Raw genomic sequence first — 24,313 nt, forward strand, 5'->3', positions numbered from 1 at the left:
TTCGTAGTGTGCGAGGGGATGGCGAGATGCCTCGCTCGGGTATCGTCGAAGGCTTCCATTTTTGTGAAAAGGAAGTCATGCACATGCTGCAATTTCGCTTCTCGTTGCCAGCCCTCACCCTGGGCTTGATGGCAGTTGGCCTCACCGCACCGGCCTTCGCAGAGACGCTCAAGAAACCCGCGCTCGACCAGCTCGCGGCGGCCTGGCAAGGCGGCAAGACCGCGTCCAGCTTCAACGCATTCCTCGCGCAGGCGGAGAAGGCCAACCCCGAGCTCAAGCCGGCAGTGGCCGCCTATCGCAAGAAGGCGCCGCTGGCTGGCGACGACCTCGTCAACATCGCGCGCCTGCTCGGCCTGTACAACCGGTTGCACAACCAGAAGGCGGTGATCGCGAGCCTCGGCGCCATGGTGGCGCTGCCGACCGCGCGCAACGTGCAGATCCCGCCGCACGAGAACCCGACGATCATCGATTTCGGCAAGCTGGTGCAGAAGATGGCACGCGACTTCGGGCTCGAGTACCGCAACGTCGACAACCGCATCTTCGAAGTCAGCCTGAAGGGCAAGGGCAGCGAGGAGTTCGGCATCCTCACGCACTCCGACGTGGTGCCTGCAGTGCTGTCCGAATGGGTGCTCGACGACGGCACGCGGCTCGATCCGTTCACCATGGTCCGCGTGGGCGACCGCCTCTACGGGCGCGGCACCATCGACGACAAGGGCTCCATCGCCGCCGTGCTCTACGCGATGAAGACGGTGAAGGAAAGCGGCCTGCCGATCCAGCGCACCATGCGCCTGATGATCGAGACCACCGAGGAAACCGGCGGCGACGCCATGGAGTACTACCGCGGCAAGGTGCCGCTGCCGGCCTACAACATCGTGCTCGACAGCGGCTACCCCGCGGTCGTGGCCGAGAAGGGCGCGGGCTCGCTGAGCGTGTTCTTCCCCGCCGAGAAGACCGACGCCAGCGTCACCGCGATCACCGACATGGGCGCAGCCGCGGCGGTCAACGCGATCTCGCAGACGGCCACCGCCACGCTCAAGGGCGGTGACCTGGCAGCCGCGTTCGCGAAGCTCGAGGCCGCGAAGCCGGCCTTCCTGCAGAAGTACGAACCGCAGGGCGGCAAGTTCGCGATCGCCGTCACGCGGGGCACCGACAGCATCGACATCAAGGTCACGGGCACCTCGGCCCATGGCTCGGAGCCCCAGAACGGCGTGAACCCGTTGCCGCGGCTGGGCCTGTTCCTTCTGGAGTCCGGCGTGACGCTGGCCGACAACCAGTTCCTCAAGGCTGTGAAATACGTCGACACGCTCTACGGCACCGGCTACCTCGGCGAGAAGATCGGCCTGGGCTACAAGGACGACTTCATGGGGCCGTTGACCTTCTCGCCCAACCTGATCCGCACCGGCGCCGACGGCCGGCTGGTGGTGGCGGTCAACACGCGCATGCCGCGCGGCCGCACGCCGGAGGAGCTCAAGGCGCAGGTCACGGCGAAGATCAACGAGTGGGCTGCCGCGAACAAGGCCACGGTCGAGATCAAGTACGACCAGGGCAACTGGATGGCGCGCGACCCATCGGGCCAGTGGCTGACGACGCTGCTGAACATCTACGGCGACACCACCGGCCTCGAAGCCAAGCCGGTGTCCGCTGCGGGCGCCACCACCGCCAAGCAGATGCCCAACGCGATCAGCTTCGGCCCCGGCATGCCCGGCAAGAAGTACACGGGCCACAACGCCAAGGAATACAAGGAAGTGCCCGACCTCGATGCCGACCTGCAGATGTTCACCGAGATGCTGGTGCGCATCGGCAACCTGAAGCAGATGCAGTAGCAGCCGGCTGCGAAGAGAAGCCCCTGAGCTCCAGCAGCTCGTCGAGGATGGGGCAGGCGGGCTGGTGGTCGCCCAGGCACAGGCCGGCGAGGCGCTCCAGCACGCGCTTCGTGGCCTGAAGCTCCTCGATGTGCGACTCGAGCTCTTCGGTGCGGGTGATGGCGATGAGCTTCACTTCGGCGCTCATGCGGTGCTCGTCCTGCCTCAGTGCGAGAAGCCGGCCGATGTCGCCCATGCCGAAGCCCAGCGTGTGCGCTCTTCGCACGAAGCGCAGCACGCCGACGTGCTCGTGCGTGTAGCCGCGCCCGAAGGTGTCCTGAATCAGCCCTCGGGCCTCGCACTGGCGCAGCAGCCGCTCCGAGATGCCCGCGCGGGCGATGGCTTCTTCCATTCCGAACCGCTGGCTGGCCTGCGCCGTTGCAGCCGTTTCGGGCTTGTCATGGGTGCGAGGGTTCATGCGAACTCCTTCCTGTTGAGAAGGCCCGCAGTCTTCGGCTTCGCATGGTGTCAAGGTCAAGCGGGCGGGCCGCTTTTCCCAGGAGGCGGCAGGGCGATGCGCTCGCCCTCGGATTCTTACCGGAGGCCGTGCGCGTGCAGCGCTGCCTTCAGCCGCCGCACCTCGTGCTGCAGATCGAGGATCAGCGCCGCTGCGTCGAGGTTCACGCCGAAGTCGCGTTCCAGCCTGCGTGCCTCCAGCGCGCATTGCAGGTCGGTGCTCGAGAACTGCCAGCGCTCGGGCGAGGTTTCGGCGGTTTCGATGCGCAGGATGCCGACCTCGACCAGCTGCACGACCCAGGCGGTGTCCGCGCCGACGGCATGCGCCAGCTCGTTCGCCGCGAGCGGCTGCGAGGCGCTGATCGCGGTGGTGCTCGTCAGAGTGAAATTCACCATGCTCAGACTCCCAGATGCTGGCGTGGATTGAAGGATGAGGTGGCTTGCGACAGCTGTTCGTAGGCCTTGCGCGCCTCGTCGTTGTCGGCGGGCGGCAGCGCGATGTCGAGCAGCAGATACAGGTCGCCCGGCGTCTTGCCCGCGAGCCCGCGGCCCTTCAGGCGCAGCTTCAGGCCGCTGCGCGCATTGCGCGGTACGGTCACTTCGACCACGCCGCCGGTCGGCGTCGGCACTTGCACCTGCGCGCCCAGCGCGGCCTCGGTGGGTGTGACGGGCAGCGTCATGTACAGGTCGCGTTCTTCCACGCGGTAGAGCTTGTGCGGCGCGATGCGCACTTCGAGATACAGGTCGCCCGCAGGCTCGCCGCCGTGGCCGGGCATGCCCTGGCCCGCGAGGCGGATGTACTGGCCCGGGTGCACGCCCGGCGGGATCTTCACGCTCAGCGTGCGGTTGGTCCACTGGGGGTGGCCTTGCGCGTCGATGGTCTGCGCTCGCAGCGTGATCTCGCGTTCGGCGCCGTTCAGTGCGTCTTCCAGCGTGATCTCGATCGCCGCGTGGTGGTCTTCGCCGCGCGCGCGGAAGTTCTGCCGCGTGGCGCCGCGCCGCTCGGCCTCGCCGAACAGCGACGAGAAGAACTCGCTGAAGTCGGCATGGTCGGCCGGCCCCTGGCGTGGGCCGCGGTGGAATTCGAAGCCCTCGTCCCAGCCCGGCGGCGCGCGGAAGTCGCCTTCGGGGCTGCCGCCGCGCGCGACGCGGTCGGCCAGCGCGTCATAGGCGGCGCGTTTTTCCTTGTCGCCCAGCACGTCCTTGGCCTCGTTGAAGTCGCGCATGCGCTGCTCGGCATCGGCCTCGGTGCTGACGTCGGGGTGGTACTTGCGGGCGAGCTTGCGGTAGGCCTTGCGCACCTCGTCGTCGGAGGCGGTGCGGTCGATGCCCAGGGCGCTGTAGTAGTCCTTGAATTCCATGGTGCGTGGCGGTTCGTTGGGTGGACGGCATCGAGGGCCCGGGGTGTCTTCCGGGGGCGCTAGGCCAGTGCTGAGTCGCCGTCGGCGTGCCGCAGCAGCGGCGTCACGGCCCATGTGGGGCCGCGTCGCTCGAAACGCAAGGGCTGGGCGTTGCCGAGCAGGCTGAGGTCGACGGGCACGCCCAGCAGGGCAGCCAGCGCGTAGAGCGTGCCGCCGTGCGCCACCACCAGCACCGGGGCAGGCAGCCGCAGGACGGTGTCGATGGCCTCGCGCGTGCGGGCGATGAACTGCGAGAGCGTCTCGCCGCCCTCGGGCTCGCAGGCCCAGTCGATATTGGCGGACGAGGTGCCGATGAGCGCGCCGAAGTTGCGCTCGCGCAGCGTCGCCTGTGCGGCGGGCACGAGCTTGAGTGCGGTGGCCACCGCATAGGCCGTGTCGTTCGCGCGCCGGGCGTCGCTGCACACCACGGTGCGGATAGGCTCGCCGGCCAGCAGCGTGGCGGCGCGCGCGGCCTGCTGCAGGCCCAGCTCGCTCAGGGGCTCGTCCACCGCCTGGAAGACGCGCAGCGCGTTGCGGCCGGTCTGCCCGTGGCGCAGGAAGTAGAAGTGGTCGCAGTCGGGCAGGAGCGGCTGTGCCGCGGCGATGCGGATGAGCTGGTCGAGCCCGTTGGGCGCGGTGTGGATGGCCGTGGTCTGTGACATGAGAGAAGTGGAGGTGCGCCCTCAGCGTAACTTCATGGCCTTGGGCCGGGCCTGCAGCCGGTCGATGTAGGCATCGAGCTTGGGCCGGTGTAGCACGCCGCCGAAGGCGCGGTGCCAGATGAACATCGAGCCGATCATCACGTCGGCCGCCGTGAACTGCGGGCCGAACAGGTAGGGGCCGTAGCCCAGTTCGCGCTCGACCGCGTCCTTGGCCGCCTCGAAGCTGGTCCAGCCACGCGCGCTGTTGTCGCTGCGGATTTTCAGGATGTTGTCGCCCATCGCGGGTTCGAGTTGCGCTGTCGAATAGACCATCAGCGAGAGATAGCGGCCCCGCTCGGGCGAACCCGCGGGGGGCGCGAGCCGTTTGCCGGGAAACTTCTCGGCAACGTACATGCAGATTGCCGCGTTCTCGAAGACGCGCGCGCGGCCGTCGACCAGTGCCGGCAGCTTGCCCGCCGGGTTGATCCTCAGGAACTCGGGCTTCTTGTGCGCCTTTTCCCGGATGAGGGTTTGCACGATCTCGTAGTCGGCGCCGGCTTCGTCGAGCATCCACTTGGCGACCTGCGAGCGGCTGTGCGGATCGAAATACAGCTTCATGGTCATCGGCGTGTCTCCTCGGGCCTTCTGGACGGACGGATGGTCAGAACTTGGGAATGCGCAGCGTCTTGCTGATCATGAGCGTGCCCGAGAGCGCGAACAGCAGCGCCAGCGGATGCAGCTGCCACGGCCCAACCGCCCAGGCGCCGCCCCACACGTCGGTGCCGATGCGGCCCTGCCACGCGGCGTATGCCAGCACGCCCACCAGCACCACGCTGGTCGGGATGGGGGTGCCCTCGAAATACTTCACCTTGTCGGAGCCGGCCGAAAGCGCCTCGGCCGTCACGTTGAAGCGTGCGAGCCGGCTCACGCCGCAGCAGACGAAATACACCAGGATCGCGCAGTCCCAGCCACCGTTGAGGCCCGCCGCGAAGCCGAGGGCCGCGGGCGCCACGCCGAACGAGATCACGTCGGCCAGCGAGTCGAGTTCGCGCCCGAGGGCCGACTGCGTCTGCCGCCAGCGCGCGATGCGGCCGTCGAGCACGTCGAAGACGAAGGCCGCCGGCGCGAGCGCGGCGGCCCACAGGAACTGCGCCAGCGACTGGCTCGCCATGAAGGCCATCGCCAGGAACACCGCGCCCACGCCGCAAGCCGCATTGCCGAGCGTGAACACGTCGGCCAGGTGGAACTCCCGGATCATCGAGAAATGCTTGCGGGTCGGCACGGGAGAAGGGGTGTTCATGAAGGCAAAGAAAGGAATTGGCGGGCGGCCAATGGACCGAACCTTAACCGAAGCAGCAAGCGTAGCCTGTAGTCGCGGTCCGACGCGCGGGGCGCTTGTCGGACGGGTCGCGGCAGGGTGGGGTGGGGCGCTCAGGCGCCGTGGTGCGTCTCGACGATCCGGGCGAAGCGCCCGAGCAGGCTGGCCGCCGCGTCGGTGTCGACCACGCGCTCGCGCATCGTTTTCGCGTCGGCACCCATCGAGGCCAGCTCGCCGGCCAGCATCTCGATGTAGCCGCGCATGGCGTCGGCGTCGAATTCCGGGTGAAACTGCACGCCCCAGGCGTGCTTGCCGAAGCGGAATGCGTGCACTGGCTCGTGCTCGTTGCCGGCCAGCAGCACAGCGCCTTCGGGCAGGCGCAGCGCGCTCTGCCAGTGCACCGCGTGTGCCGGGAACTGGGCGGGCAGGCCCTGCAGCAGCGGATCGGTCGCGGCGGCCTCGTTGAGCGCGACGGTCACGGTGCCGACTTCCGCGCCTTCCGGATGGTCGCCGGCCTCGCCGCCCAGCGCGTGCGCCAGCAGTTGGTGGCCGTAGCAGATGCCAAGCACGGGCGTGTCGCGCGCGACAAGCTGAGCGAGCCAGGCGGCCGTGGCCTCGCTCCAGGGTTCGCGGTGCGACACCATCGCATGCGAGCCGGTCACCACCACGCCCGAAACCCCGGCCGGATCGGGCAGGGCGTCGCCGCGGCGCGGATCGATCACCAGCAGGGGCAGCGCGTGCTCGCCGAGGCCGTCGGCGATCCAGTGCTCGAAGTCGCTGCCCTGCTGTGCGCGCAGGGCTTCGAAGGTGCTTCCCAGCTTGACGATGACGAGGGGGTGCGGTCGGGGAGTGTCCATGCCGCGATCATGCCGCAGGTGCGCAACCGGCAAGCAACGGCTACAGTGGATGACCCGGGGCCGTTCCCGGGTGCCTGACTTGACCGCAACCCTGCCGGAAACACCATCGATGCGCGCACTGGCTGCCTTCCTCGCGATCTCCGCCGTGGCGCTCGGCGCGCATGCGGCCGAGGTGGTGCGCTGCACCGATGCCAACGGGGCCATTTCGTACACCAACGTCGAGTGCCCGCCGGGCAGCAAGCAGTCGCGGCAGGTGCCGATCCTCGAATCGCCGCCGCCCGATCCGGCGCGCCGCGACTACTCGCCGCCGCAAACCTACGCGCCACCGGGCACGCCGCCCAGCCAGGTGGCGAGCAACCCGCCCTCGGGCCCGGCCATCATTCCGCGCTACCCCACCGAGAGCCAGCCGCAGGCCGCGGCCGAGCCTCCGGGCGTCGTGATCCTGAGCCCCGATCCGTACTACGACGGCGCGCGCCCCATCCGCAGGCCGCGGCCGCCGCACGCGCAGGACTCCGGGCCACCGCCCGGTCAGCGGCCCTGCCAGAACCTCGCCGGCATCAAGCGCTACAACTGCTGAAGACCGACCGGATGAGCGTTGTTGGGGAAGAACAGGGGCCCGGCAGCCTGCCGTGGACCGTCTATTGCGACGGCAGTGCCATGCCGAACCCGGGGCGCATGGGCATCGGCGCCGTCATCACCGCGCCCGACGGCAGCCGCCACACGCTGTCGCAGGCCACGTACATCACGGGCTGCAACAACGAAGCCGAACTGCGGGCGCTGACCCTCGCGCTGCGGGACCTGCGCGAGCGCGGCGCGACGGTGGTGCGGGCCTTCAGCGACAACAGCATCCTGGTCGAACAGCTCGGTGCGCCCGGATCCGAGCCGGTCGCGCCCATCGTCCGGCTGGCTGGCCTGTTCGACGAAGCCCGTGCGCTGATCGGCAGCTTCGACGACGTGCGCCTGCAATGGATTCCGCGCCACCGCAACGGCGAGGCCGACGCACTGGCACGCGCCGCGCTGGGCTTCGGCCCCAAGCCGCCCGCCCGACAGAGCCGCAAGCGCCGATAGGCGCCAACACGGGGCCTGTCCGGGAGCCCCTATCATCACGCGCCATGACAGAAGCCACCTCCCGCCCACCTCTCCCCGACCATCTCTCCATCGACCCGCGCAGCCCGCACCATGTGGCCGCCGCGTTCGAGCACGACATCGGCATCCGCTTCAATGGCAAGGATCGCCTCGACGTCGAGGAATACTGCATCAGCGAAGGCTGGGTCAAGGTGCCCGCCGGCAAGACCCTCGACCGCAAGGGCAAGCCGCTGCTGATCAAGCTCAAGGGCACCGTCGAGGCGTACTACAAATAAAGAGACCGCTCATCGCCACTGCAGCAGCAGCGACCAGGGCTGCTGGCTCATGTGGCGATCGACGCACCCCGGCGTACCGGGCGTGCATCCCTCGGGCAGGTAGCTCGGGTCCAGCCACCGCGTGCCCGGCGCGAAATCGAGCCGGCGCCGCGTGACCGACTGCAGCACGTTGCCGCCCACGGCGTCGAAGCCCGTCGCATCCACAGTCACCACCACGTCGCAATGCATGGGCAGCGGCTCGCCGCCGGTGTCCCGCGCGGCCAGCACTTCGCCGATCTTGTCGAAGGTGTCGAGTTCGGCGCCCGTGCCGCGCGCCTGGCAGACCAGGTCGCCGACGCGCGGCGGCGTGCGCCTGAGGTCGCAGGCCCGCAGCGCATAGCGCGTGTTTCGGCCGAAGCTCTCGTCGATGCCGGCCTGCCACGCGGCTGCGGCGTAATCGGCATGCGCCTCGGAGAATACGAATTCCTCTTCCGTCAGTCCCGCCTGCCGTGCCAGCCAGCTGATGAAGGCGGCGGACCAGGGCGTGTCGATTACCGCGACCCGCGCCAGCGCGGCCTGGACGGCGCGCAGCTCCGCTGAATCCAGCCCCTCGTCGGGGCCCACGCCCATGCCCTGAAGCCGCCCGGCAGTTGCCTCGTTCAACGCCTGCATCAGCAGATGGCGGTCAGCCGGGCGCAGGGCGCCGAAGCGCACCTGCGAGGGCAGCCGTGGATCGACCGCCTGCCAGTAGCCCAGCACGCGCTGCCAGGGCGCGAGGCCGGGCACGGTGCGGCGCGTGGCCTCCGCTTCGGAGTCGCCGGCTTCGGTCATGCGGCCTTCGGCGTCCATCGCCTGGCCGCCGAAGGCTTCGTGCTCCTGGATGGCGAAGGTGGCCATGGCGAGGGCGCGCGAGGGTGATGGGAGTTGCGTGGCGGTGTCGAGGCAGCCCGAAGAGGCCGATGCCGGGTTCGCGAACGCTGCCAGCCACAAGGTGCAGGCGAGCACTCCCGCCGAGTGTTTCGACGCGCGGGGAGTCTGGTCGCCGACGAATGGCATGCGGCTCTTGCGCGGGCGCCTCAGGCCAGGATCACGCGCTCGCAGGCCTTGCGCAGACCCGGCAGGCCCGGCAGTTCGCGCGCCTTCGCGTCGGTGATCACCACGTCGATGTCGGCCGTGCGCGAATAGGTCACGCGGCTGGCTTGGCCGATCTTCGCGTGGTCGGCCAGCAGCACCAGCTGCTGCGCCTGCTCGGCCATGGCGCGCGCGACGGTGGCCTCATGGTGCTCGAAGCTCATGGCGCCGTGCTTCGCATGCAGGCCCACGGGCGACAGCAGCGCGATGTCGGCGCGGTAGCGGTGAATGGCCTCCACCGTGGTGTCGCCGAAGGTGGCCTGTCCCTTCACGTCGATCTGGCCGCCCAGCAGGATGGTCTGGTTGCCGGTGAGGCGGCCTTCGCCCGCGCCCGCGAGCTTGAGCGCGATGCTCAGCGAATTGGTGATGACCGTCATGCCGCTGAGCGTGGCGATCTCTTCCGCGCAGATCGACATGGTGCTGCCCGCGTCCATGAAGATGGTCTGGCCCGGCTGCAGCAGGGCGACAGCGGCCTTGGCGATGGCGCGCTTCTCGCGCTGCCGTGCCACCAGACGCACCGCGAGCGGCGGCTCCGGCTCGGCCTTGACCGCGATGGCGCCGCCATGCACGCGCCGCAGTTCGCCCAAGCCCTCGAGTTCGACCAGATCGCGCCGCACCGTTTCGCGCGACACGGCAAGGTCCTGCACGATCCGTTCCACGCTCAGGCGCGAGAAAGTGGCCAGCAGGCTGCGGATACGCAGGAATCGTTCTTCTTGGAGCATGGAAACGCGGCTTATGGGAAGAAATGAAAAAGGCGGCGTCGGCGAGACGGCCGCCCCGGACAGGCGCGGAAGCCGCGCCATTGTGCCCGCGCCGAATGTCGGGCACGGGCGTGATCAAGCATTCATGCCAGCGGCCGGCGCCCCGATGCGGATGCGTCGGCCGGATGCCATCGTCAGAGGTCGGCCATGCCCATGGCCGGGTCGCTCACCGAGTGCCTGCCCGTTTCGACGCGGCCGGCGAAGCGGCGGTAGAAGGTCGGATCGGAGTCGCAGGTCACGGCGAAGTCGTACCACTGGCCGCTGCTTGCCAGCACCCATGCCTGCTCGGCCTTGGCACCGCCGTTGACCGTGGCGGTCCACGGGCCGTCGTCGCGATAGGCCTTGGCGCGCACCGTGAACTTGGCCGTGCCGCTTGCGCCGTTGAGCATTTCCACCGAGACGTTGCCGTTGGTCACGTCGTAGCACACGCGCACCTCGGGGTCGGGCGTGCCGCCCGCGCGCAGGCGGTTCAGGTCACCCTTGAAGTGGCGGTGGAAGCCGTTGGGGCCGAGCACCCACAGGTCGTAGAAGCCGCTGTTGTCGGCGCCCGGGTTCCAGGTGTCGTCGAGTTGCTTGCCGGGCTCGACCATGTAGCGGCGCGGCAGGCGGTCGAGGTTGAGTTTGTCGTAGACATGGAACACGGCGGCGGCCTTGCCGCTGTTCTTGAAGATCAGCCGCATCTGGCCCTTGACGGCGTCGCTGCGTCCGCTCACGTGCAGTTCGTAGGGCAGGGCGCGCGAGGGGCGCGTGCCGGTGGCCTGGCGGGGCAGTTGGGGGTCGAGCGGCAGTGCCACCTGCGCCAGCGCCTGCTGGTCGGCGCGCAGCTTGTCGGCCGCGTCCTTGGTCGTGCGTCCCGCCAGCGTGGGCAGCGCTTCGCTGTTGGGAGTGGCGAAGTTGAAGGCGCTCGTGAGGTCGCCGCACACCGCGCGGCGGAACGGCGAGATGTTCGTTTCCTTCACACCGAAGCGTGCTTCGATGAAGCGCAGCACCGAGGTGTGGTCGAAGGCCTGCGAGTTGACCCAGCCGCCGCGGCTCCAGGGCGAGATGACGTACATCGGCACGCGCACGCCGGGGCCGTACACGCGTCCGTCGGGTGCGGGCTGGCTGCTGGTGCCCGGCGGCTTCGGGTGCGTAAAGCGCTCCACGGCGAGGTCGGATTCGGGCAGCGTGGTCTTGCCTGCCATCGTGCCGTCGGGGTTGAGCGAGGGAGCCGCCGGCGAGGGGTAGTGGTCGAAGTAGCCGTCGTTCTCGTCGAAGTTGATGAGCAGCGCGGTCTTGCTCCACACCTCGGGCACGGCGGTGAGCGCGTCCAGCACCTGCTGGATGTACCAGCCGCCCTGCACGGGGCTCGACGGTCCGGGGTGCTCGGAATAGGTGGCGGGCGCGATGATCCACGACACCTGCGGCAGCTTGCCGTTCTTGATGTCCTGGCGGAACTGCTCGAGGAAGCCGCCGTCGGGCATGGTGTTGGCGATGCCCTTGTAGAGCGGGTTGCCCGCATCGTCGCTGGCCGGGTCGTAGGCGGGCGAAGCGGCGTCGTTGCTCACCGGCTTGCCCGAGGCTTCGTTGGCCTTGCGGTATTGCTTGAAGCCGGCCAGCGGGTTGTCGGTGAAGTTGTCGGGCATGTTCTGGTAGATGAACCAGCTGACCTTGGCTTCCTGCAGGCGCTCGGGGTAGGTCTTCCACTCGTAGCCGGAGGTCGATGGGCCGATGTCGTCCCACTCGTTGACGACCGATGCGACGCCGGCGGGGCCGGAGGCGGTCTCGCCCGAGGGGCCGTTGGTGCCGGTCCAGTGGAACATGCGGTTCGAGTTGGTGCCCGTGTGCATGCTGCAGTGGTAGCCGTCGCACAGCGTGAAGGCGTTGGCCAGCGCGAACTGGAAGGTGACCTCGGCTTCCTTGAAGTAGCCCATCGACGCGTTGTTCTTGTAGCGCGGCCACTGGTAGGCGCGGCCGCCGTCCCAGGCGTTCTCGCCGTCGTTCCACGAGTGCGGCGTGCCGCTCACGCGCTGGGCGTTGCCTTTACGGCTGTCGAGGTGGTAGGGCAGGATGGGCTTGCCGTTGGCATCGCTTTGCTGCCACACGTTCAGTCCCTTGGGCAGCGGAATGGTGAAGCGGTCGCCGAAGCCGCGCACACCCATCAGGGTGCCGAAATACTGGTCGAAGGAGCGGTTCTCCTGCATGAGCACGACGATGTGCTCGACGTCCTTGATCGTGCCGGTGGCGTTGTTGGCCGGAATGGCGAGCGCGCGGCGGATGCTGGGCGGAAAGGCCGAGAGTGCGAGGGCGGCAGCGCCGGTGGTGGCGGTGCCGGTGAGGAACTTGCGACGCGAATTCGTCATGGGTTTGTTCTTCTCTTGTTGGGGCATGGCGTAGGACTTGGCGTGGAACTCAGGGGGCGCAGCTCTTCACGGGGGCTGCACCGGTGTCGGGTTGTGTGGGTGTGGTGGGGGTGGTCGGGGGCGTCGGCGTGCCGACGAAGCCACCGCCTCCGCCGCTGCCGCCGCAAGCGGACAGGACGCAGGCCAGGAGGAGCGCGGGTGCGAGACGCGCGAGGAGACGTGGGTGAAGTTGCATGGTTGGAGTCCTCTGAAGGCGTTGTTGTCTTGGGGCTGAAGGTGATCGGGGTCAGGGCAGGGTCGACAACGGCTGGCCCGACTTGAAGATGCTGTTGAGCTCGGCGCTCGTGAGCGCGCGGTTCCAGATCGCGAAGTCGTTGAAGTCCATGGCGCCGCGCGGTGAGCTGCTCTCGCGCTGGTAGTAGAGGCCGGTGCCGTCCTCGTTGAGGCCCAGGCCGTTGCCCAGGCCGCCGAGCTTGTCGACCAGCGCGGTGGTGATCGCGGTGCTGTTGGTCTGAGTGCCCCTGACGGGGTCCATCACGTAGCCACGCATGGTGAGCGCCGCCTTGTCGACGATCACCGCCACGTAGGCCCACTGGCCCGCGCTGAGGCTGTAGCCGTTGCTGTCGGCGCGCGCGCTGCCCGTGCCTACGTTGAAGCGGATCTCGCAGCTGCCGAACAGGCCGATGGCCAGGCCCGCATTGCCGCCGGTGGTGTAGTTCTTGTTGCCGATCACCGTGCCGCCGTTGCTCACGCCCTGGCTGCAGGTGTTGTCGGTGCGCATCCAGAACCCGATGGTGAAGGCCGTGACCGCCGCGTTGGTGGTGACGTCGTTGTTCTGCACGAGGCGATAGCCGGCCATACCGCTGGCGTTCTTCACCGTGCTGTCGACGCGCAGCGCCTTGGCCTTGTAGGGTGCGCTGAAGCCGTCGTCGACCAGCGAGCCGCCGTTGGCATCGGACGCCCACGGTGCGAGCGTGGAGGCGTTCTTCGTGTCCACGCCGGGCAGGGCGTCGAGTGGGTAGTAGTCGACCAGGCCGTTCGCGAGCGTGGGGGCGAGCGTCACGGGTGCTTCGGGCGCGACATAAGAGATCTGCGCGGCAAGCGCCACGCTGGCTTCGCCCGCGACGACCGTGTACTGGAAGGCGTAGACCCCGTCGCTCGCCGCGACGATGGGATCGGTGTAGCTGGTGGTGCCGGCCGGCAGCGTAGCCACCACCTTGCCGTCGCGCAGAACCTGCACCGCGGAGGTCGTGTTGCCGGAAAGGGTCCACGACAGTTGGATGCTGCGCTTGTCCGCGCCCGTCTTCGCCGCCAGGCTGCGCAGCGAGGTGCTGGCCTGCAAGGCCTGGCCGGCGAAGCGGTAGTCCGTTGCCGCCGGCAGTGCGCCCAAGTGGCGCAGCACGGTCGGAGCGATGTCGGTGGCGGCCGCGAGTGCGAGCAGCGTGTCGTCCGACGCAGCGGCAGCGCCGACGCCCGGCAGCGCCGCCAGCGTCTTGTTGCTCGCGATGAAGACGGTCTTGTTGCTGTTGTCCTGCAAGCCGGCAGCACTGCCGAAGGCATCGAGGCCGTGACCGGTGGTGAGGATCACCAGCCAGTCTTCCTTCGGGTCGTTGGTGGTGCGCTGCGCGATGCGGGCGAGCAGCTTGCCCACGCCGGTAGCGGTGTCGGCGATCGAATGCTGGTAGGCGTCGCTCTTCAGGCCGTTGCCCGCGGCAGTGGCAGGTGCGCCGTATTGCGCCACCAGCAGGTCGTAGCCGGCGTCGATGAGCTGCGCGGTGCGGTCGGTGACGCAGGCATCGGCGCCCGCGCAGTCGATGGCGCTGTCCACCGTGCCGGCTTCGTTCGCGAGCAGCAGAGGATAGAGCGCGCCGGAGGTGACGGAGGCCGTCCTGTAGCCGGCGGCCTTGTTGTTCTGCTTCGCGAGAGCGAAGACGGAAGGCGCGAGCTTGACGTCGATGCGCTGATCGTTCGTGTCCCAGCGCACGTTGTGGCGCTGTGCCCAGGTGCCGGTGAGCAGGGTGGCCCAGCCGGGGCCGTCGGTGGTGCGCTGCTCGCTCGGCGTGCCGTTGGCGCCGCCGGTCCAGCCCGGCGCGACGCGCAGCGATTGCAATGCAGGCACCTTGCTCTGCGCCATCGCATCACGAAGCGCTGAATGTGTGAGGCCGTCGATTTCCACGACCAGCGCCTTGGGGCCGCTCTTGCCCTGGTTCACCGATGGCGTCGTATTGCCGCCGCCGTTGGTTGGTGGCGTACCGACGAGCGGAAGGCCGGTGCCGCCGCCTCCACCACCGCCGCAGGCCGCGAGAAGCAGCAGCGCGCACGTGCTTCCCCACGCCCGCATGCGGCGCGCATTCATTCCTCTGATCATGTTTTCCCTCGAAGTTTTGAGATGCCGGCCCGTGGCTCGAACCCCCGGGCTTCCGTGTTTCCACATGTGTTTGTGCAAGCAAATGCATTTGCAACAAAACACACAAATGCTCTGAATGCCTCGGATATTGCGTTTGCCGAGTGACAGCGGTTTGACAAGCTCTTCGAACTTCGAGGTCCGGAAAAGAAACGGGGCCCGAAGGCCCCGCAAGAGAAAAATGAAAGCGAGGAGCGCCGCGGCTCAGCGAATCTGCGTCTCGTATTCCTTCGCTACCTCGGCGAGATTCGTCCAGAAGCCCTGGGGCTTGTTCCCCGCGAGCACGTCGATGAGCACATCCACATGCGCGTGCCAGCCGCCCGCCACGCTGAGCATTCCCTTGCGGGTCGCCAAGCGTCTGTGCGTGAGCACGAGCCGCGTGCTGTCGCCCTGCGGCGTGAGTTCGAAGCTGACTTCCGACGGCGCGGCGCTTCCTTCGTCCCAGCTGATGGTCAGCCGCTTCTGCGGTTCGATGTGCAGCAGTCGCGACTTCTGGTGGATGGGCTCGCGGCATTCGGCGAAGCGGTCGGGCGCCACTTCCCCGGTGAGCTTCGTGTGCTCGAAGCGAAGTTCGAACAGCTCGCCGGATTGCTTCGGCAACACGCCGCCGGCCAGCCATGCGGCGCGCTTGTCGGAGTCGACGAGGTAGGCCCACACGCGCTCAATGGGGGCGGGCAGGGTGCGCTCCATGCGCAGGGTGCCGGGTTCGACCTGGGTGCCCAGGCTGTGCTTGATCGTCATTTGCAGTTTCTCCTTGGGTTGGATGAATGAAGGAAGCTCACTTCTTGCGGGGTGCCGAATCGCGCCGCAGCTCCTGCTCCAGCGCATCGAGACGGTTGCTCCAGAAGCTTTCGTAGTAGCGCAGCCATGCATCGGCCATGGCCAGCGCGGAAGGCTCCAGCCGGCAGACGTGCGCGCGGCCCTGCACGGTGCGCGAGACGAGGCCCGCGCGCTCCAGCGTCTTCACGTGCTTGGATGCTCCCGCGAAGGACATGCGAAAGGGCGCGCCCAGTTCGCCCACGCTGCATTCGCCGTGCGACAGCAGCTGCAGCATGGTGCGCCGCGTGCTGTCGGCGAGGGCGTGGAAGACGGCGTCGAGCCGGTCGTCTGCAAGTTCTAGTTCAACCATGAGGTTGAATATAGACGGAGTTCGATCAAAATTCAACTGGATGGTTTAACGAACGCCGGTGTTACACCGGATACACCCGGGACGAGAAACGCCGGCGGGAGGCTGGATCGCAGCGGGGGCCGCTCCTAGCATTCGCTTCGTTCCATCCACTCGCAGAAAGAAAGAGAAAACGAAATGAATCCTCTCATCCAGCGCCGCACCCTGCTGCTCGGTGCTTCCGTGTTGCCGCTTGCCGGCGCATGCACCGCGTGGTCCGGCACGGGATCGCAATCTTCGGCCGAGGCGCAGCTTGCCGAACTCGAAAGCGCCGCGGGCGGTCGCCTGGGCGTGGTCGGCTTCAACACCGGCAGCGGCGCGCGCATCCAGCATCGGGCGCACGAGCGCTTTCCGCTGTGCAGCACCTTCAAGCTGATGCTGGCGGCAGCGGTGCTCGAACGCAGCGCGAAGGACGCAAGCCTGCTGTCGAAGAATGTGAGCTACAGCAAGAGCGACCTGATCGAGCATTCGCCGATCACCGAGAAGCATGTTTCCACCGGCATGACGGTCGCCGCGATGTGTGCCGCCACCATCCAGTACAGCGACAACGCCGCAGCCAACCTGCTGCTGAAGGTGCTCGGTGGCCCGGCCACGGTCACCGCATTCGCGCGCGGCATTGGCGACCAGGCCTTCAGGCTGGACCGCACCGAGCCCGAGCTCAACACCAGCATTCCAGGCGATCCGCGCGACACCACCACGCCGGCGGCGATGAGCGACAGCATCCAGCGCCTTGTGCTGGGCGACGCGCTGGGCGCCGGGCAGCGCGACCAGCTGCGCACCTGGCTGCTGGGCAACACCACGAACACCGAGCGCTTCCTGGCCGGCGTGCCTGCCGGCTGGAAGGTTGGCGACAAGACCGGGGGAGGCTCCTACGGCTCGAACAACGACGTCGGCGTGCTGTGGCCGCCCGCCGGCGCACCCATCGTGCTGTCGGTTTACCTGACCTTCCCGCAGAAGGACGCGAAGGTACGCAACGACGTGGTCGCGTCGGCCACGCGGATCGCGGCGTCCGCGCTGGCAGGCTGAGGCTTCGCGGGCTCAGCGCAGCCCGAACAAACCGGCTGCGTTGCCCCACGCGATGCGCTGCGCCACATCGTCCGGCAGATCGCCCAGCCAGACCCGGTAGCCGCGCATCGTTTCGTCGTAGCTGCTCCAGCGCTGGTTGATCCAGGTGTCGGAACCGACCATGAAGCGGCCCGGATGCTTGAGGATCAGTGCGCGCCATTCAGGGCAGAGCCTGCCGCCTTCGCAGGTCAGCCCCGCCCGGTACGAGAGCTCGCCCATCAGCAGCGGATAGCGCTCCAGCATCGCCTGCACCCGTTCCACCGGCGTACCGCCGATGCCCGTGTGGGCCCAGATCAGGCGCAGCGACTGGCCCTTCGAAGGAGCATTCGCCATCAGCAGGTCGACCGCCACATCGTCGACGTGCGCGAGCACGGCGAGCTTCTCGCGCTCCGCCAGCGCGATCAGCTTCTTCGCCACCGGACCGTTGGCGTTGGCACTCTCGTACAGGTGGAATTCGCCGAGGCCGCGATAGGGGCCGCTGGCGGTGCCGCGCGCAAGCTCGGTCTGCACCATCTCGTAGATGGTCTCGTCGCGGAACCAGTTGGTGTAGTCCTCGCGGTTGCGGTAGAGACGCACGAAGGGCACCACCGTCACGCCCGCAGCGCGTGTCTCGCGCGACGCGGCCAGCGTCTGCGTACCGGCGTTGGGGCGCGAGTTCGCGATGATTGCCCTGACGTCGTTGCGCTGCATGCGCGCAAGCGCCTCGGAAGGAGGGAAGGGGCCGGTGTTGCCGTCCCAGGCCTCCTGGTTGTAGTGCAGGTGGGTGTCGAAGAGGGGACCCTTGTACGGGGCCTGTGCCCCTTGGGCGAACGCCGTGCCGGCGGCCAGAAGCATGGCGATGGCGGATGCGACGGCTCTCATGCCTACCCCTCGTGATGAAAGGAGCCGGATTATCCGGCCCTCGGCGCGATCCGGGGCGCTAGAGCTTCTTCCAGTCAAGGCCATCGGCCGAGCGATAGGTGCCGCCGCTGGCGCAGCAGCCGCCCGCGCCGAAGGCGCGACGCCCGAGCCGCGCCGTGACCTGGCCCGCATCGAAGCTCAGCGACTGGCGCTCGCAGGCGGTAGGGAAGGGATACGGCTCGGGAGCCAGCACGCTCGTCCATTCGATCCGGCCCTGAGCGCCCTGCCGGACGCGAAGGACTTCGCAGTCGTGCACCACCAGATGAATCGGCTGGCCCGCGAGCGTTCCCTGGAATACCTGCTCGGGAGGTGCGGTGCGGATGGCGACTTCTTCCGCGCTGGGTGGCGGCGCAGGGTTGACGCGGTCGCAGCCGGCGAGGAGAAGGCCCGCCGCGCTTGCCGTGATCGAGAGCACGGTTCGCAACGGATGCCGAGGCTTTGGCTGCATGAAGTCCTGTGGAGGTGTTCGAAAGACCTCAGCCTACCAGCGTGCGCCCCCGTCGCCTCGCTCCTCAGGTCCCGCCCACCACGTCGATCTCGACGCGCCGGTTGGGCTGCAGGCATCGCACGAGTTCGGGCGTGGCGCGCGTTCCTTCGCAATCGCTCACCACCGGCTGGCGCTTGCCCATGCCCGCCGCTCGCACCTTGGTCCTGTCGATGCCGGCCTGCACGAGCAGGTCGCGCACGCTGTTCGCGCGGGCTTGCGACAGGGCCTGGTTGTAGGCGTCGGTGCCGAGGCGGTCGGTGTAGCCCGTGACAGTCACGTAGTGCAGCACCTTGAAGTTCGACTGGATGTCGGCGGCCAGCCGCGCGAGGCGCTCGCGGCCTTCGGGGAGCAGGTCGTTCGGCCCGGAGCCGTCGAAGCGGAAGAGACCGTCGGCGTTCAGCGTGACCTTCTGCGGCGGCAGCAGCGTGGGTGACGCGGCAACGGGCACGACCTCGGGCGGCTGCACGAGCAGGGCGCAGTCGGGGTTCTTCCAGTGGGTGCTTTCCACCCGGTATTGCCCCTCGACGCGGGCGAAGCGCACCTTCATCTGGCAGGTCACATGGTCGTTGCCCTTGCCGGTGTAGAAGTTGAACGCATAGTCCCACTCCGACACCCCGAAGATGCCTTCGCTGAAGTGCGGGTTGCCCAGTTCCAGCCGGACCTGGTCCTTGTTCAGGCCGGGCCGCACGCGCCGCACGTGGTCGGGGCCGACGAAATCGCCGGTCTTGAGGTAGGAGTCCTTCAGTTCGGGAAACTTGATTTCTTCCGCTGCGAAGGCATTGAAGGAGGCGCTGAAGGAGGCGCCGGCAAGCAGCATTGCCGCAACAACAGCGGTCGGGATGGTTGGTTTTGACATGTCTGGCACGAGTGATTGATTCGATGGATGCATGGCATGGGCGTTGCTCAGTCCCACACGCCGCCGATGCCGACCCGGAAGGCGACCGTCCCGCGCGAAGTGGCCGAGGCGCCACCGGTGACGCTCCAGCGGCCGTTGTCAGCGGTCTTGCGCAGCGAGACCCCCATCGCAGCCTGCTGCTCGTAGTAGCCCATGCCGGCCGCGTAGGTCAGCTTGCCCGGCACGTAGGGGGCGCTTTCCATCGCCATCGCTGCGGCAACGCCTGCGTAGGCCTTCTTGCCGATGTCGTTGATCGTGTTGCCCATCTGGTTGACGCGCGCGTCGGTGTAGGCGTTGCTCGCTGCGCCGACCTGGTTGAGCTGCTGCACGTTGACCGCATCGGTGGGCGCCACGCCGGGTGCCACGTTGTGCACCGTCACCGGCCCGGTCGAGCCGCCGTTGCCCATGGTCACGCTGTTGTAGTTGACTGTGCCGTCCACGTTGGTGTCGTAGCGCACCGTGGTCTGCTGCACCGCCTGCAGCTGGCGCACATTCACCGCGTCGGTGGCCTGTGTGCCGCCGGCCACGTTGGTGATCTGGCGCTCGTTGCCCGCCGAGCCCACCGACACGCCGCCCTGCGTCGACAGCACGGAGACGTTCGAGAACAGTTCCTTCTGTCCGCCCATGCCGGCGCGGTCGGCCGTCGCGCCGTTGCCGATCGCCACGCCGTTGCTGCTGGCGGCGATGGCATTGGCGCCGAGCGCGATGCTGCCCGCACCGTTGGCCTGCGCGCCGTTGCCGGCGGCGATCGCGCTCGCGCCCAACGCGATGGCCTGCGGGCCGATGGCCACGCTCTCCGCGCCGGCGGCCTGCGAGTCGGCCGCCTGCGAGTTGGCGTGGAAGTACTTGATGCCGCCGCCCGTCTGGATGTTGTTGATCGCCTGGTTGGTCGCGTAGAGCTGACTGCCGTTCACTGCGTCGGTGCTGGTGGCGTTGATCTGCCCGGCGGCCACGTTCTGGATCTGGCGCTCGGCGCCCGCGCTGCCCACGCTGACCACGCCCGCGGGGTTGGCGCCCGCGAAGCTGTAGGTCTGGCCCTGGATGGTGACGCTGGCCGTCGGCGTAGCGGCGGTGGTGGTGGAGCCGTTGCCCAGTGCCACGCTGTTGTCGGTGGTTGCAGTTGCGCCGGTGCCGACGGCCACGCTGTTGTTGGCGTTGACGACCGCGCCGGAGCCCACGGCGGTGCTCTCGCTGCCGGTGGCGACCGGCGCTGAATAGCTTGTGGTCTGCGAGCCGGTGATCCACTTGTTGCTCGCGGCGACCGCCTGCGTCGCCACTGCCTGCAACTGCGCCACGTTGACCGCGTCGGACAGGGCAGTGCCTGCGGCCACGCCGGTGATCTGGCGATACACGCCGTTGGCCGCGTCGCCCACCGACACCGCGCCCAGCGTGCCGGTGGTTTTGGCGATGTTGGTGCCGGCCGCCGCGGTGGTGCCGGTGCTGGGATCGTAGCCCACGATGCCGGCGCCGGTCGACGCCACCGAGTTGCTGCCGAGCGCCACGCCGTCGGCCACCGTCACGCTCGTCGCGTTGCCCAGTGCGGTCGCGTTGGCCACCTGGATGTTGACGCCGTTGCCCAGCACGAAGGTGTTGCTCGCGCCGCTGCCCAGGGTGTTGTTGTTGCCCACGCTGTAGCTGTTGGCGCCGTCGATGACGCTCGGGTCACCGATGGCGCCGCTGTTGTTGCCGTTGACGGTGTTGCCGGTGCCAATGCTGATCGACTGCTTGCCGCTGGCGACAGCCCCGTCGCCGATCGCGATGCTGCTGTCGGTGCTGGCCCTGGCCTGGTTGCCGATGCTGATGGTGCTGTTGGCGCCGACGTTGTTGCCGGACCTGGTGCCGATCGCCACGTTGTTGTTGCCGGTGACGTACTGCCCGGTGGTGTCGCCGAAGGCGGTGTTGCTGTCGCCGTTGACCGTGTAGCCCGCGAACGCCCCGGCACTGGTGTTGCCCTGGCCGGTGACCGTCCAGCCCGAGTAGCCGCCCAGGCCGGTGTTGTTCGAGCCGTTCACGTCGAGGCTCGAATTGACGCCGATGCCGGTGTTGTTGCTGCCCTGTACGCGTCGGCCGGCCTGGGTGCCGATGCCGGTGTTGGCTCCGCCGGTCACGTTGAGGCCGGCATCGTTACCGAGGTAGGCGTTCTGCATGCCATTGACGTTCTGCCCGGCGCGGGCGCCCACGGCAACGTTGTCGCGGTTGCCGGCGGCGGCGCTCAGGCCGGCTTGCCAGCCGATCATCACGTCGCCCGTGCCACCGGCGGCTGCGCTGGTGCCCATGGCGATGGCCTGGGCGCTGGTCGCCGAAGCACCGGTGCCGATGGCAAGCGCGTTGGACTGGTTCGCCGATGCGCCGGTACCGATGGCGATGGTGTTCGACTGGGTCGCCCTTGCGCCGTTGCCGATGGCGGTGCTTCCTGCCCCGGTGGCCGCCGTGGCCGTGTTGCCGAACAGCAGCGCACCGGAGCCCAGCGCGGCCGCCGCCGCGGTCGCCACGGCCGGCCAGTTGGGCGATGCGCCGGTTCCGTCGTCGGGCAGGCCCTTGATGATGGCGTAGCCGCCGCTGCCGTTGGGTACGTGGCAGGTCCAGGTCGCACCAGGTCCGCCCTGGGACATGCACAGCGAACCGCCGTTGACGCTCTGCCCGGCCCAGGCCGAGCCGGCAGCGGCCAGCGCTGCCGCCGCGGCGACGAGCGTAGTGCGGGCTGCGCCTCGGGCGCCCCGGGTGCGCGTCGTTTCGGCGGCGGCCACGAAGGCTCCGAGGGCCTCGCTCCAAACGGAGCGGTAGATTCTGTTCATCACGAATATCCAGTTAAGGGCGCCTGCCGGGCCGTGGCCGCCAGCGCTTCCTGCCAGTCGATCGCCTCCGGTTCGCCGGCACGCCGAAGCGGCTGGCAATCCCGGGGCGGGAAGGGTGCGGATGATTCGTGAAGGGGGTTCAGGCTCCCAGTCGAATGCGAGATTTCGCGAGAAATTCCGCCGCTTTTTGCGCCGAAATGTGACCTTTTGCTAACATTTCTGCATGTGCGCGACTGCTCGAATTCGTCAGATTCTTCCGGTGTGGCATCAACCAGAATTCAGCGTTCCCAGGTAGCAAGGTATTCAATGCGCATCGCGATCGTCGAAGACGAACTCTCCCAGCAGGCTCTTCTGATCCGCACGCTGGAGCAGCAGCTGGAGCGCGAAGGAACGGTGCACTGCCAGGGTTTTTCCGACGGGCTCGCGCTGCAGCGGGTCCTGCGGCGCGAGTCTTTCGATCTGGTAATTCTGGACTGGTCCGTCCCCAGCATGGACGGCCTCGAGCTGCTGCGCTGGCTGCGCGTGTGGAAGGGGAGTTCGGTTCCGGTGCTGATGATCAGCTCCAGGGGCTCCGAAGACGACGTGGCCGAGGCGCTGAATTCCGGCGCCGACGACTACATCACGAAGCCCTTTCGCCCGCTCGAACTCCGCGCCCGCGTCCTGCGGCTGGTGAAGCGCAGCAAGCCGCAGTCGCCCGACACGCCCCTGAGCATCGGCCGCTGGACGCTCGATCCCGTCGGCCACCTCGTGCATTACCGCGAGGCGGCGGAGGCCGCGCCCGAGAGCTACACGCTGACCAGCCGCGAGTTCAACCTGACGCTGCTGCTCTTCAGCCGGTTGGGCCAGACGGTCTCGCGCGCCCATTTGCTCGAGACGGCCGGCTACGAGACCGAGGAGGCGCCGTCGCGCACGCTGGACAGCCATGTCTACCGGCTGCGCAAGAAGCTCCACCTGGACGCGCGGCGTGGAATGATCCTGCGCACCGTCTACGGGCAGGGCTACCAGCTTGGCCTCGCGGAGGAAGAGCGTCCGTGACGGTGCGAAAGCAGGGAGGCCGCCGACGGCTCGCGCCGATGGTGGCATTCGCGGCATGCGTCTTCAGCGGCTGCCTCGCGGCCCAGCCCTCGCACGTGGTGCGCTCCGGCGACACCCTGTGGGGCATCTCCGGCCAGCACTACCGGCAGCCGGGCCGCTGGCCCGAGATCCAGCAGCGCAACAACGTGGGCGAGCCCAGGCGACTGCAGCCCGGAACGGTGCTGTACTTCGCCGATGGCCGCCCGCTGGGCGAAGGCGAGGCGATGGTGCTCGCCGTGACCGGCCAGGCCTGGCAGCGGCGCGCCGGCAAGCCCGATGTGCCAGTGGTCCAGGGCACGCCGGTGCAGGCGGGTGACACGCTGGCGACCGCGCCCGACGCCTTCGTCACGCTCGGGCTGCCCGACGGCAGCCGCTCGGTGATTCCGTCAAGCAGCACGGTCGAGCTGCAGACCGTCGGGCGCGACCGCGTCGGCCTCAGGCTGCTCGGCGGCGGGATCGAATCGCAGGTGCACAAGCGGACCGCCGGGCAGGAGTTCCACATCCGCTCGCGCTCGCTGGTGCTCAGCGTGCGGGGCACGCAGTTTCGCGTGCGCGAGCGGGGCGGGCGAACGGTGGGCGAAGTGATCGAGGGCAGCGTGGTCGTGCGTGGCTTGCAGCAGCCGCGGCAGATCGTGCTCGAAGCGGGGCAGGGCAGCGTGTTCGACAGCGGCAGTGGTGGCGACCCGGCTGGCGCCGAAGTCCGCACGCTGCTCGCTGCGCCGAGGTTCACCAGCGGCACCGTGTCGCCGACCTCGCCCGGCATCGAGCTCGAAGAGGTGCCCGGCGCGCAGGGCTACCGCTGGCGCATCGCGCAGGACGATTCGATTCTTGCGCCGCTCGTCGAAGGCTCCAGCGCGGGCACCTCGCTCGCATTGCCGAAAGACCTGCAGCCCGGCTTCTACTACCTGCGCGTCGCCGCCGTGGACGCCGCCGATCTCGAAGGCATGCCGGGCGAGCTGCTCTTCTACATGCCTTCGCCGACCGGGTCGGTGCGATGGAAGGACGACGGCCGCGTCGAGCTGCTGTGGTGGGGTTCGCCAGGCAAGCGCTACCGGCTGGAGATCTCGCGCGACCCCGACTTCGCGACCCGGCTCGTCGACATGCAGGACATGCAGGCCGGCAGCGCGATCGTCGGGCCCTTCGTGCTGGGCGGGCGCTACCATTGGCGCGTCAGCGAGACAGAAGACGGAACGCACTACGGGGAGCCATTCACCGGCGGCAGCATCGACGTGCCCGTCCGATGAGTTTTCATCGATGGACCATGCGATTGCGAGCTCTGGCAGCGCCACTGGTGGCGCTGATCGTGTTTCCGGCCCTGCTGGTGTGGCTGGCCCAGCGCCCCGGCCTGGAACAGCTGGATATGCATTTCTACGACCGCGCGCTTCCGCTGGCCGCGCAGTCGCCTTCCCCGAAATACTGA

General features: G+C 68.4%; 25 protein-coding genes. 8 read left to right on the plus strand and 17 right to left on the minus strand.

Annotated elements, in window-relative coordinates; all coding sequences use genetic code 11:
• Positions 1 to 83 precede the first annotated feature (83 nt).
• Positions 84 to 1,823, plus strand: coding sequence for a dipeptidase (locus tag AC1VNX_RS14245; protein ID WP_483157271.1), 1,740 nt, complete (start codon positions 84 to 86; stop codon positions 1,821 to 1,823).
• Here the strand turns inward: AC1VNX_RS14245 and AC1VNX_RS14250 are convergent.
• From AC1VNX_RS14250 to AC1VNX_RS14280, 7 genes are all read right to left on the minus strand, one after another.
• Complete coding sequence (locus AC1VNX_RS14250) at positions 1,777 to 2,280, minus strand: MerR family DNA-binding protein (protein WP_483157272.1); 504 nt, start codon at positions 2,278 to 2,280, stop codon at positions 1,777 to 1,779. The two genes, AC1VNX_RS14245 and AC1VNX_RS14250, sit on opposite strands and share 47 nt — an antisense overlap.
• Positions 2,281 to 2,396: 116 nt before the next feature.
• Positions 2,397 to 2,714: a chaperone modulator CbpM gene (locus AC1VNX_RS14255; protein ID WP_483157273.1), complete on the minus strand. Its 318-nt coding sequence runs from the start codon at positions 2,712 to 2,714 to the stop codon at positions 2,397 to 2,399.
• A gap of 2 nt (positions 2,715 to 2,716) precedes the next feature.
• A complete protein-coding gene (locus AC1VNX_RS14260; RefSeq protein ID WP_483157274.1) occupies positions 2,717 to 3,679 on the minus strand; it encodes a DnaJ C-terminal domain-containing protein in 963 nt (320 codons plus the stop codon).
• Positions 3,680 to 3,738: 59 nt separating this feature from the next.
• Positions 3,739 to 4,380 (minus strand): histidine phosphatase family protein, encoded by a 642-nt coding sequence (locus tag AC1VNX_RS14265; RefSeq protein WP_483157275.1) that lies wholly within the window; start codon positions 4,378 to 4,380, stop codon positions 3,739 to 3,741.
• A gap of 21 nt (positions 4,381 to 4,401) precedes the next feature.
• The gene (locus AC1VNX_RS14270; protein ID WP_483157276.1) at positions 4,402 to 4,983 is read right to left on the minus strand and encodes a glutathione S-transferase family protein; all 582 of its coding nucleotides are present in this window, start codon (positions 4,981 to 4,983) and stop codon (positions 4,402 to 4,404) included.
• A gap of 37 nt (positions 4,984 to 5,020) precedes the next feature.
• Entirely contained in the window at positions 5,021 to 5,659 is a 639-nt protein-coding gene (locus AC1VNX_RS14275; protein ID WP_483157277.1) for a CDP-alcohol phosphatidyltransferase family protein, read from the minus strand.
• 131 nt (positions 5,660 to 5,790) lie between these two features.
• Positions 5,791 to 6,534 carry a glutamine amidotransferase gene (locus AC1VNX_RS14280; RefSeq protein ID WP_483157278.1) on the minus strand — a complete coding sequence of 248 codons (744 nt, stop codon included), beginning with the start codon at positions 6,532 to 6,534 and terminating at the stop codon, positions 5,791 to 5,793.
• Between the two features lie 109 nt (positions 6,535 to 6,643).
• Between AC1VNX_RS14280 and AC1VNX_RS14285 the strand changes: the two genes are divergently transcribed.
• From AC1VNX_RS14285 to AC1VNX_RS14295, 3 genes are read left to right on the plus strand one after another with little or no spacing between them, the layout of a single operon-like run.
• The gene (locus tag AC1VNX_RS14285) at positions 6,644 to 7,111 is read left to right on the plus strand and encodes a hypothetical protein (protein WP_483157279.1); all 468 of its coding nucleotides are present in this window, start codon (positions 6,644 to 6,646) and stop codon (positions 7,109 to 7,111) included.
• Positions 7,112 to 7,122: 11 nt separating this feature from the next.
• On the plus strand, positions 7,123 to 7,602 hold the full coding sequence (locus tag AC1VNX_RS14290) for a ribonuclease HI family protein (protein ID WP_483157280.1): 480 nt from the start codon (positions 7,123 to 7,125) through the stop codon (positions 7,600 to 7,602).
• Between the two features lie 44 nt (positions 7,603 to 7,646).
• On the plus strand, positions 7,647 to 7,895 hold the full coding sequence (locus AC1VNX_RS14295; RefSeq protein ID WP_483157281.1) for a DUF3297 family protein: 249 nt from the start codon (positions 7,647 to 7,649) through the stop codon (positions 7,893 to 7,895).
• A 9-nt stretch (positions 7,896 to 7,904) separates the two neighbouring features.
• On the opposite strand, the gene AC1VNX_RS14300 is transcribed toward AC1VNX_RS14295, so the two are convergent.
• The 6 genes from AC1VNX_RS14300 to AC1VNX_RS14325 all read right to left on the minus strand — a co-directional run bounded on the left by AC1VNX_RS14300 (position 7,905) and on the right by AC1VNX_RS14325 (position 15,641).
• The gene (locus AC1VNX_RS14300; RefSeq protein WP_483157282.1) at positions 7,905 to 8,930 is read right to left on the minus strand and encodes a DUF2272 domain-containing protein; all 1,026 of its coding nucleotides are present in this window, start codon (positions 8,928 to 8,930) and stop codon (positions 7,905 to 7,907) included.
• Positions 8,931 to 8,950: 20 nt separating this feature from the next.
• On the minus strand, positions 8,951 to 9,727 hold the full coding sequence (locus AC1VNX_RS14305) for a DeoR/GlpR family DNA-binding transcription regulator (RefSeq protein ID WP_483157283.1): 777 nt from the start codon (positions 9,725 to 9,727) through the stop codon (positions 8,951 to 8,953).
• Between the two features lie 173 nt (positions 9,728 to 9,900).
• Positions 9,901 to 12,108 carry a phosphocholine-specific phospholipase C gene (locus tag AC1VNX_RS14310; protein WP_483157284.1) on the minus strand — a complete coding sequence of 736 codons (2,208 nt, stop codon included), beginning with the start codon at positions 12,106 to 12,108 and terminating at the stop codon, positions 9,901 to 9,903.
• Between the two features lie 286 nt (positions 12,109 to 12,394).
• Positions 12,395 to 14,464, minus strand: coding sequence for a LamG-like jellyroll fold domain-containing protein (locus tag AC1VNX_RS14315; RefSeq protein WP_483157285.1), 2,070 nt, complete (start codon positions 14,462 to 14,464; stop codon positions 12,395 to 12,397).
• Between the two features lie 252 nt (positions 14,465 to 14,716).
• Positions 14,717 to 15,253 carry an SRPBCC family protein gene (locus AC1VNX_RS14320; protein WP_483157286.1) on the minus strand — a complete coding sequence of 179 codons (537 nt, stop codon included), beginning with the start codon at positions 15,251 to 15,253 and terminating at the stop codon, positions 14,717 to 14,719.
• A 37-nt stretch (positions 15,254 to 15,290) separates the two neighbouring features.
• Positions 15,291 to 15,641: an ArsR/SmtB family transcription factor gene (locus AC1VNX_RS14325; protein ID WP_483157287.1), complete on the minus strand. Its 351-nt coding sequence runs from the start codon at positions 15,639 to 15,641 to the stop codon at positions 15,291 to 15,293.
• Positions 15,642 to 15,815: 174 nt separating this feature from the next.
• Between AC1VNX_RS14325 and bla the strand changes: the two genes are divergently transcribed.
• Positions 15,816 to 16,703 (plus strand): class A beta-lactamase, encoded by an 888-nt coding sequence (bla, locus tag AC1VNX_RS14330; protein ID WP_483157288.1) that lies wholly within the window; start codon positions 15,816 to 15,818, stop codon positions 16,701 to 16,703.
• Positions 16,704 to 16,715: 12 nt separating this feature from the next.
• Here the strand turns inward: bla and AC1VNX_RS14335 are convergent, their stop codons facing one another.
• The 4 genes from AC1VNX_RS14335 to AC1VNX_RS14350 all read right to left on the minus strand — a co-directional run bounded on the left by AC1VNX_RS14335 (position 16,716) and on the right by AC1VNX_RS14350 (position 21,819).
• A complete protein-coding gene (locus AC1VNX_RS14335; RefSeq protein ID WP_483157289.1) occupies positions 16,716 to 17,603 on the minus strand; it encodes an amidohydrolase in 888 nt (295 codons plus the stop codon).
• 58 nt (positions 17,604 to 17,661) lie between these two features.
• A complete protein-coding gene (locus AC1VNX_RS14340; RefSeq protein ID WP_483157290.1) occupies positions 17,662 to 18,090 on the minus strand; it encodes a hypothetical protein in 429 nt (142 codons plus the stop codon).
• A gap of 64 nt (positions 18,091 to 18,154) precedes the next feature.
• Positions 18,155 to 18,985, minus strand: a complete 831-nt coding sequence (locus AC1VNX_RS14345; protein ID WP_483157291.1) for an OmpA family protein — start codon at positions 18,983 to 18,985, stop codon at positions 18,155 to 18,157.
• Positions 18,986 to 19,032: 47 nt separating this feature from the next.
• Positions 19,033 to 21,819, minus strand: coding sequence for an ESPR-type extended signal peptide-containing protein (locus AC1VNX_RS14350; RefSeq protein ID WP_483157292.1), 2,787 nt, complete (start codon positions 21,817 to 21,819; stop codon positions 19,033 to 19,035).
• 306 nt (positions 21,820 to 22,125) lie between these two features.
• On the opposite strand from AC1VNX_RS14350, the gene AC1VNX_RS14355 reads away from it, so the two are divergent.
• Genes AC1VNX_RS14355 through AC1VNX_RS14365 form a run of 3 tightly spaced genes read left to right on the plus strand, consistent with a single transcriptional unit; the run spans position 22,126 to position 24,313 of the window.
• Complete coding sequence (locus AC1VNX_RS14355) at positions 22,126 to 22,854, plus strand: response regulator transcription factor (protein WP_483157293.1); 729 nt, start codon at positions 22,126 to 22,128, stop codon at positions 22,852 to 22,854.
• Complete coding sequence (locus AC1VNX_RS14360) at positions 22,851 to 24,137, plus strand: FecR family protein (protein ID WP_483157294.1); 1,287 nt, start codon at positions 22,851 to 22,853, stop codon at positions 24,135 to 24,137. Before AC1VNX_RS14355 ends, AC1VNX_RS14360 begins: the two co-directional genes overlap by 4 nt.
• 17 nt (positions 24,138 to 24,154) lie before the next feature.
• A complete protein-coding gene (locus AC1VNX_RS14365) occupies positions 24,155 to 24,313 on the plus strand; it encodes a hypothetical protein (RefSeq protein ID WP_483162066.1) in 159 nt (52 codons plus the stop codon).

Source organism: Variovorax sp. TLI9-5A, from assembly GCF_056867935.1.